Source organism: Halorubrum sp. Boch-26 (assembly GCF_029889805.1).
Classification (GTDB): Archaea; Halobacteriota; Halobacteria; order Halobacteriales; family Haloferacaceae; genus Halorubrum.
Genome location: NZ_JARANT010000159.1, coordinates 1 through 2,415 on the forward strand (window position 1 = coordinate 1; position 2,415 = coordinate 2,415).

The 2,415-nt window shown below is 66.1% G+C and carries 1 protein-coding gene and 1 pseudogene; one reads left to right on the forward strand and one right to left on the reverse strand.

Annotated features, from left to right (window positions below; genetic code table 11):
- Positions 1-557 precede the first annotated feature (557 nt).
- Entirely contained in the window at positions 558-2,048 is a 1,491-nt protein-coding gene (cysS, locus tag OQF71_RS14320) for a cysteine--tRNA ligase (protein WP_280588487.1), read from the forward strand.
- Between the two features lie 226 nt (positions 2,049-2,274).
- Here the strand turns inward: cysS and OQF71_RS14325 are convergent.
- Positions 2,275-2,415, reverse strand: a pseudogene (locus OQF71_RS14325) (IS6 family transposase); the annotation flags it as partial.

A 2,415-nucleotide genomic window follows, 5' to 3' on the forward strand; every position in this document is an offset into this window, starting at 1 on the left:
TTAAAAGTGAGGATTGGGAAACTCAGGCTGTGCCATCGACGGTTGAACGTGTCGGCGTTGTCGGATTCATCCCGCGCCTAAAGCCGCGGGTATTCTCCTTGCGTTTTATAACGGCGGTGGCGCGTGCCGCCGAGCGCCCGAAGGGTGCGAGGTGCACGCGCGAGGGAGTCGGTGGTCCGGAGTGACGCGGAGGACCACCGACGAGGCTGGGGAGGCGTGAGGTGCGGTTGCGGTGCTGTGCGGGGCGGGACTCAAAGGGGCAGCCGCGAGGGCGACGTAGGCGACGCAAGCACTGGAACGCGGGAGCGAACGGAGTGAGCGATCGAGTGAAGCGCGCAGCGAGCGTACGTCGCCCTCGCGGCTGGGGCTTTGGTGGTGTTCTCCGTCGCGTATTTAAATACGTATAGCCGAGCGGCTGGGGCTTTGTCGATGTTCGTCGCCGATCTGCCATCGACGTTAACCATTCACATGAAAATACAGAACTAGTTGGAACCCTCGCTTCCGTACCCTCGCCCGATCCGACGGTTTAAAACTCTCACCGTAGCAACGACCCGGTAATGAGTCTCGTCGTTACCGACACCTTAGAAGACGAGCGCGTCGAGTTCACGGCCGACGGCGACGTCACGCTGTACGTCTGTGGCCTGACGGTGTCGGACGACCCCCACCTCGGGCACGCGCGGCTCTGGTTCCACGCCGACGTCCTCCACCGATGGCTCGACTACCTCGGCTACGACGTGCGCCACGTCGAGAACGTCACCGACGTCAACGAGAAGATCACGGCCCGCGTCGGCGAGCGCGACGAGTGGACCGCCGAGCGCGACGTGGCAGAGACGTTCACCGCGACCACGTTCGACGCGATGCGCGGGCTGAACCTCCTGCGCGCCGAGGTGTATCCCCGCGTCACCGAGCACGTCCCGGAGATCCGCGACCTCGTCGAGACCCTGATCGAGAAGGGGTACGCCTACGAGTCGGGCGGCTCCGTCTACTTCGACGTAACCAGCTTCGACGACTACGGCAAGCTCTCGAACCAAGACATCGACGAGTTGGAGGCGCAGGGCGAACCGGACGAGCGGTCGGAGAAGCGCAACCCGTCGGACTTCGCGCTGTGGAAGGCGGACGGCGTGAGCGAGACCGCGGCCCGCGAGCACGCGAAACACGACCACGGCGACGCGGTCCCCACGGGCGAGACGTGGGAGTCGCCGTGGAGCGAGGGGCGCCCGGGGTGGCACGTCGAGTGCTCGGCGATGTCGACGACGCACCTCGGTGACACGCTCGATATCCACATGGGGGGCCGAGACCTCGTCTTCCCCCACCACGAGAACGAGATCGCGCAGTCGGAGGCCGCCACCGGCGAGACGTTCGCCCGCCACTGGCTCCACGTCGGGCTGCTGGCGATGGAGGGCGAGAAGATGTCCTCCTCGATCGGCAACTTCTGGACGGTGCCGGACGCCCTCGACGAGCTCGGCGTCAACGCCATCCGGACGTTCTACGCCGGGGCCGCCTACCGCTCCGAGCAGGCGCTCACCGAGGAGACGATCGCGGAGGCCGAGGAGCGCTGGGAGCGCCTCTCCCGCACGTACGACCGCGCCGTCGAAGCGCTCGACTCGACCGAGTCCCGCGCGAAGGCCGAGGACGGCGACCTCCGCGAGGCGGTCGCGACCGCGCGCGGCGACTTCGCGGCCGCGATGAACGACGACCTCAACCTTCGCGAGGCGACCGCCGCGCTGTTGGACCTCACCGACGCGGTGAACCGGCACGTGGACGCGGTCGACGACGAGTCGGACGCGGCGTACGACTACCGCGCCCTCCACGACGCGGTCGCGGCGTTCGAAACCCTCGCCGGCGACGTGCTGGGACTCCAGTTCGGGTCGGCGACCGACGGCGACGTGGACTTGGCCGGCGAGCTAGTCGACCTCGTGCTGGACGTGCGCGAGGCCGAGCGCGAGGCCGGCAACTACGGGCGCGCCGACGACTTGCGCGACGCGCTTCGCGACGTGGGCGTCGAGATCGAGGACGGGCCGGACGGCGCGACGTACCGATTCGAGTAGGACTCGGATTCGGGTTTTATAAAAGCGGTCGTCGGTGCGATGACGCACGTCGACCTCTCCGCCGCTTCTATATCGCCGAACCACGACGAGCTGGCGGAGAACACCGTCAAAGCCCCAGCAGCGAGGACTCGAGCGGCTCGCTGTGCGCTTCGGTCGCTCGCGTTGTCGCCGTGCGTCGTCCTCGCTGCTGCTCTTTTGAGTCTGCCCCCCGCACAGCGGGTAGTGTTCAGATAAGCTGATTCCATGCGAAGGCGAACGATCTCAGCCACTCGTTTGCTGTTTCTGCGTCGGCGTTACTGAAACAGATTGAGAAACAGACTGTTCTGCGTTTTACCTCACGAAAGACACGTTCAACGCTGTTCCGAAT

What these genes read in the sequence shown, in the direction of transcription:
- cysS (WP_280588487.1), top strand. Translation starts at nt 558, where the DNA reads ATGAGTCTCGTCGTTACCGACACCTTAGAAGACGAGCGCGTCGAGTTC.